7 protein-coding genes are annotated in these 5,842 nt (G+C 64.3%); 3 read left to right on the plus strand and 4 right to left on the minus strand.

Annotation, left to right across the window (positions count from 1 at the left end; translation table 11 throughout):
* The first annotated feature begins 84 nt into the window (after window positions 1–84).
* Both EOA75_RS27430 and EOA75_RS27435 read left to right on the plus strand, forming a co-directional pair.
* A complete protein-coding gene (locus EOA75_RS27430; protein ID WP_127215588.1) occupies window positions 85–753 on the plus strand; it encodes a DUF1007 family protein in 669 nt (222 codons plus the stop codon).
* A gap of 6 nt (window positions 754–759) precedes the next feature.
* Entirely contained in the window at window positions 760–1,977 is a 1,218-nt protein-coding gene (locus tag EOA75_RS27435; protein WP_127215587.1) for a nickel/cobalt transporter, read from the plus strand.
* Between the two features lie 15 nt (window positions 1,978–1,992).
* Here the strand turns inward: EOA75_RS27435 and denD are convergent, their stop codons facing one another.
* The 4 genes from denD to EOA75_RS27455 are packed head-to-tail and all read right to left on the minus strand — an operon-like array spanning window position 1,993 to window position 4,892.
* Window positions 1,993–2,967 (minus strand): D-erythronate dehydrogenase, encoded by a 975-nt coding sequence (gene denD / locus EOA75_RS27440; RefSeq protein WP_127325628.1) that lies wholly within the window; start codon window positions 2,965–2,967, stop codon window positions 1,993–1,995.
* A 1-nt stretch (window position 2,968) separates the two neighbouring features.
* Window positions 2,969–3,175, minus strand: coding sequence for a hypothetical protein (locus EOA75_RS27445; RefSeq protein WP_095777137.1), 207 nt, complete (start codon window positions 3,173–3,175; stop codon window positions 2,969–2,971).
* 36 nt (window positions 3,176–3,211) lie between these two features.
* Window positions 3,212–4,192: a cation diffusion facilitator family transporter gene (locus EOA75_RS27450; protein ID WP_127325629.1), complete on the minus strand. Its 981-nt coding sequence runs from the start codon at window positions 4,190–4,192 to the stop codon at window positions 3,212–3,214.
* Between the two features lie 13 nt (window positions 4,193–4,205).
* Window positions 4,206–4,892: a GNAT family protein gene (locus EOA75_RS27455; protein WP_067327043.1), complete on the minus strand. Its 687-nt coding sequence runs from the start codon at window positions 4,890–4,892 to the stop codon at window positions 4,206–4,208.
* An 83-nt stretch (window positions 4,893–4,975) separates the two neighbouring features.
* Here EOA75_RS27455 and EOA75_RS27460 point away from each other — a divergent pair.
* The coding region (locus tag EOA75_RS27460; RefSeq protein WP_127325630.1) for an aminotransferase class I/II-fold pyridoxal phosphate-dependent enzyme at window positions 4,976–5,842 on the plus strand (867 nt) is incomplete at its 3' end.

The raw sequence follows: 5,842 nt of genomic DNA on the forward strand, positions 1-5,842 counted from the left end.
CTCTCCGAGAGCGCGTCCCATTTTCGCCCCCTTTCTGTTAACTCTCGGAGCCCACTCCCAAAGTCGATGGAATCGCGGCCCGGAATGCACCTGAAACGGCAAGCAATCGTACTGGCTTCGGCAATTGCGGCCACCTTTGCCGCGGTAGAGCCCGCCGAGGTGCACCCGCACGTCTTCGCCGAGGCTCGCCTCGACGTCATCCTCAGCGCGGATCACCAAAGTGTGACGGCGCTGCGCCACCTTTGGCGCTTCGACGATCTGTTTTCGAGTACAGTGATGATGGAGTTCGACAAGAACTCCGATCTGAAGCTTGACGACAAAGAGCTCAAGGAAGTGGCCGACACCGTCCATTCCTCGCTGGCCGAGTTCAACTATTTCCAGCTGGTCACGCAGGACGGCAAGGACGTGTCCATGGTCCCTCCGCCGCATCTGATGGCGAGCTTCGACAACGACCAGCTGATCATTCTGTTCGAGTCGCAGCCGAAGACGCCGATCAAACTCGCCGGCAAGATCGACATCGGCGTCTACGATCCGACCTTCTACACGGCGATCGACTTCACCGACGACGCCAACCTCACCGTTGAGGGATTGCCCGCGAATTGCACCAAGAAGGTGATCCGTCCCGATCCGGACGAAGCGATCAAGGAAAACCAGAAGACCCTGACGGAAGCGTTCTTCAACGATCCGACGGGCACCGACATGAGCAAGATCTTCGCCACCAAGCTCGAACTGAACTGTCCGCCGGAAGGATAATCGGTGATGAAACCGTCGCTGCGCCTGGCGCTCGGCCTCGCGGCCGCCACCTTGGTCATGATGCATCTACCCGGCGTCGCTCATGCCCAGAGCTCGCTCGGCATCGGCACCAATGACGGCATGGCGCCGAGCACGACCGGTCCGTTCGCCCATATCCTGATGTGGATCAACCTTAGGCAGCAGGAATTTTACCATTCGCTGGCGGCCGCCATGAAAGCCATGCGCCAGGACGGCAGCAAGCTCTGGCTGCTGGTCGGCCTGTCCTTCGCCTACGGCATTTTCCACGCCGCCGGGCCCGGCCACGGCAAGGCGGTGATTTCGTCCTACATGGTCGCCAACGAAGTGGCGCTGAAGCGCGGGATCATGCTGTCCTTCGTCTCGGCGCTGCTGCAGGGGCTGACCGCGATCGTCGTCATGATGCTTGCCTATTTCGTGCTGCGCGGCACGGCGGTGTCGATGACCGACGCGGCATGGTTTCTTGAGATCTCGAGTTATGTGCTGGTGACGCTGTTCGGCGCCTGGCTACTGTGGCGCAAGGCGGGCCCGGCCATTCTTCGGTGGTTCGGCGCCGGTCCGGCCTACAGTCTGTCGGCGGCCCATGCCGGCCACTCGCATGGCGGGCACTCGCATGCTCACGCGCATTCCCATGCCGGTCATTCCCACTCCCATTCGCATTCCGCGCATGCCCACTCGACGCACTCGCACGCGCATCACGACCATGATCATGCCGCGCATTCGCATGCGCACAGCCATGAGGCGACTGATCACAAGGCGCATGATCACGACCACGCGGCGCACGACCATGCTCACGCTGGGCAACATCACCACGGCCCGGGCGAAGTCTGCGACACCTGCGGCCATTCGCACGCGCCGGATCCGGCGCTGCTTTCGGGCGATCGCTTCGACTGGAAGACCGCCTGGTCGGCGGTGGCCGCCGTCGGCATCCGCCCCTGCTCCGGCGCGCTGATCGTGCTGAGCTTCGCGCTCCTCAACGGTCTCTGGCTCGGCGGCCTGCTCTCGGTGCTCGCCATGTCGATCGGCACCGCGATCACCGTCTCCGCGCTGGCGACGATCGCGGTGACGGCCAAGAACTGGGCTGTCTATTTCGCCGGCGACGGACGCATCGGCAACCGCATCCATTCGATCGTCGAGATCGGCGGCGCCGCCTTCATCTTCCTCGTTGGCCTGCTGCTCTTGTCGGCCAGCCTGACGGGCGGCGTCTGAAGCCGACCGAAACTGTCATCCGATCCTTCCGTCGAGTTCGTCCTCGATATGGGCGCGGATGATCTCGTCAAAATTCTTCTCGGCGACAAAACCCAGTTCCCGCGAGCGGCGCGCCTCGAAGCGCGTCGGCCAGCCTCTGACGATCGCCCAGATCGTTTCGTCGGGCCGCTCGCGGATCCGTTTGACCACCTCGGCGCCGGCTATGCGCCCGAGCGCTTCGATCTGCTCGCCGACGGTGACCGCCACGCCGGGCATGGTGAGATTGCGCCGCGGCCCGACCTTATCGCCATCGATTTCGGCCGCATGGATCAGGAAATTCACCGCCGATCGCGGGCTGGCATGCGTGTGCAGCACCGAGCGCGGCACCGGCAGGATCGCCTCCTGGCCGCTGAGCGGCTCGCGGATAATCCCTGAGAAGAAGCTCGACGCCGCCTTGTTCGGCCTGCCCGGCCGCACGCAGATGGTGGGCAGCCGGATGCCGATGCCGTCGAAGACTCCGCGCCGCGAGTAGTCGGCAAGCAGCGCCTCACTGATCAGCTTCTGCGTGCCGTAGGAGGTGAGCGGCGTCGGATGGAACTCGTCCGGGATGACATCCGGGAACGGCGCGCCGAACACCGCGATCGACGAGGTGAAGACAAGGCGCGGCGCGAAGCCCGCCACCCGCACCGCGTCGAACAAAGCGCGCGTGCCGTCGAGATTGACGCGGTAGCCGAGGTCGAAATTGGCCTCCGCCTCGCCGGAAACGATGCCGGCGAGATGGAAAATCACGTCCGGGCGGGAAGCAACGAGCTTGGCCGTCGCACCGGGCGTGGAAAGATCGCCGGTGTGGATCGAGACATCGACTCCGGCGAGCGTCGGCGCCTGCGGCGGCACGATATCATGCAGATCGAGCGCGGTTATTTTGCGCCCGCGCAGCACACCGTCCTTGGCCAGCCTTGAGATCAGCTTGCGGCCAACCATGCCGGCGGCGCCGGTAATCAGAACTCTCATCTCATAGACCCTTCTTGCGTTGGCTGCGTCCGCGCAGCCACAGGACGACGAACAGCCCCACCATGAAGAGCGCGGCGATGACGACCGCAAGGACCGTCGAGACCTTGCCGGCGGCCAGCATGATGGTCGGCAGGAAATAGGCGGCGAGGCCGAACAGGAGCAGTATCCAGGCCGCGGCGATCGCCGCGTTGCGCGTCTCGCGATCCATCAGGCGCCGTCCCTCGATCCGAAGCTCATCACCGGCTCAGTGATAGTGGCGGCGATCGCGAGGCGCATCATTCGCATGATCGTGATCATGGTGATGATCGTGCTCGTCATGGCTGTCGGCGCACAGGCCGAACTCGGGCTCCACCGTTGCATGATCGATCCCGTGCTTCGCCGCAAGCCGCTTCTTGATGGCGCTCACCGCAGCATGCGCATCGACGCCGTCATTCAGGCAGGCATGCAGCGTCGCCATGTTGCTGGTGCCGTCGAGCGACCAGACATGCATGTGATGCACCTCCCGCACGCCCTTGACCGCGGCTTCCAGATCCTTGGCGATGAGATCGCGATCGAGGCTTGCCGGCACGCCTTCGAGCAGCACATGGGCGGCCTCGCGCATCAGCGACCACGCCGTCGACAGGATCAGCAGCGCCACCAGCACGGAGAGGATCGGATCGATCGGCGTCCAGCCGGTGGCGAGGATGATGAGGGCCGCAGCGATTGCCGCGGCCGAGCCAAGCAGGTCGCCCAGCACATGCAGTATGGCGCCGCGCATGTTGAGGCTCTCGCGGTCGCCGCCATGCAGCACGAGGAAGGAGGCGACGTTGACCAGCAGGCCGGCGACCGCCACCACCAGCATCGGCCCGCCCAGCACCGGCGCCGGTTGCATCAGCCGCGCCCAGGCCTCGTAGACGATCCAAAGCGCCATGACGAAGATGGCGATGCCGTTGGTGTAGGCCACCAGCGTCTTCACGCGAGCGAAGCCGTAGGTGAGACGCCCGGTGGCGGGACGTCCGGTGAGATGGAAGGCATACCAGGCGAGGCCGAGCGCGATCGCGTCCGCCAGCATATGGCCGGCATCCGCAAGCAGCGCCAGCGAGCCGGTGAGCCAGCCGCCGAGCGCCTCCGCGATCATGAAGCCCGCTGTCAGGCAGCCCGCGACGAGAACGCGCTTCTTGTCGGTCGACCCGTGCACGTGATCGGCGCCGTGGCTGTGGGCGTGTGAGCCGTGATCATGCGCCATCGCGCAACTCCTGCTACGCGCCGGACTCGGCGCGGAATTCCTCGAGCCGTCGCTTTTGGCGGCCCTCGCCATCGAAATTCGCCGGATCGAGCCAGGCCTCATAGGCCTTGCGCAGCGCCGGCCACTCCTTGTCGATGATCGAGTACCACGCCGTATCGCGGTTTTCGCCCTTCACCACAAGATGCTGGCGGAAAATGCCTTCGAACTTGAAACCGAAACGTTCCGCCGCACGTTTCGACGGCTCGTTGCGGTTGTTGCATTTCCATTCGTAGCGGCGATAGCCAAGCTCGTCGAAGGCATATTTGGTGAACAGGAACTGTGCTTCCGTCGCCTGCGGCCTGCGCGAAATCAGCGGCCCCCAATAGATGTTGCCGATCTCGATGACGCCGTTGGCGGCATCAATGCGCATCAGCGTCTGACGTCCGGCGATCTTGCCGCTCGGCTTGTCGATGACGGCGAAGAACAGCGGATCCTCGCTCGCCTCGACTTTGTCGAGCCATGGCTGGAAGGCGGCGCGGTTCTCAGGCGGATAGTCCGGCAGCCAGGCGAAGCGGCCTCCGGCATCGGGCACCGACGACGCCTCATAGAGGCCGTCGCCGTGCTTTGACGCGCTCAGTGGCTCGAGCCGGACATAGCGGCCTTCCAGCGCCTTGCGTTCGGGCCGCGGGCGTGGCTGCCAATTCTTCAGATTTTCCGACACCGAAAGCTCCAATCCGTTTGACTTTTCCTGGCGCACGCTCACAAAAACGCTCGCCCACAGAAAGAACCACAGGGACGGGAAAAATGCTCCACACCATCGCGGCCTTCGATCGTCTCGGCGAGGAAAATGCCTTTGCGGTGCTCGCGCGGGCAACGACGCTTGCCCATCAGGGCCGCGACATCATCAACCTCGGCATCGGCCAGCCCGACTTCAAGACGCCGCAGCATATCGTCGAGGCGGCGATCAAGGCGCTGCGCGATGGCCACCACGGCTACACGCCTGCCAACGGCCTTTTAGCCACGCGCGAGGCGGTCGTGCGCCGAACGCTGACCACCACCGGGGTCGAAGTATCGCCCGAGAGCGTGATGATCCTGCCCGGCGGCAAGCCGACCATGTTCGCCGCGATCCTGATGTTCGGCGAGCCGGGGGCGGAGATTCTTTATCCCGATCCCGGCTTTCCGATTTATCGCTCGATGATCGAGTTCACGGGTGCGGCTCCAATCCCGGTGCCGATCCGCGAGGAGAACGGCTTTGCCTTCTCGGCGGAAGAGACGCTGGCGCTGATCACGCCGAAGACGAGGCTGCTGATCCTAAACTCGCCCGCCAATCCGACCGGCGGCGTGACCGCGCGGGACGAGATCGCCAAACTCGTGAAGGGGTTGGAGAAGCACCCTGAGGTCGCGATCCTCTCCGACGAAATCTACGATGTCATGACCTATGACGGCGAGACCCACTGCTCGCTGCTCAATTTTCCAGAACTCCGCGACAGGCTGATCGTGCTCAACGGCTGGTCCAAGACCTGGGCGATGACCGGCTGGCGCATGGGCTGGTCGATCTGGCCAAACGGCGAAAAGGGGGCCTATCTCTACGACAAGGTGCGCAAGCTGGCGGTCAACTGCTGGTCCTGCGTCAACGCGCCGAGCCAGTATGCCGGCATCGCCGCGATAGAC

The sequence above is a fragment of the Mesorhizobium sp. M1A.F.Ca.IN.022.07.1.1 genome (genome assembly GCF_003997575.1).
Taxonomy (GTDB): domain Bacteria; phylum Pseudomonadota; class Alphaproteobacteria; order Rhizobiales; family Rhizobiaceae; genus Mesorhizobium.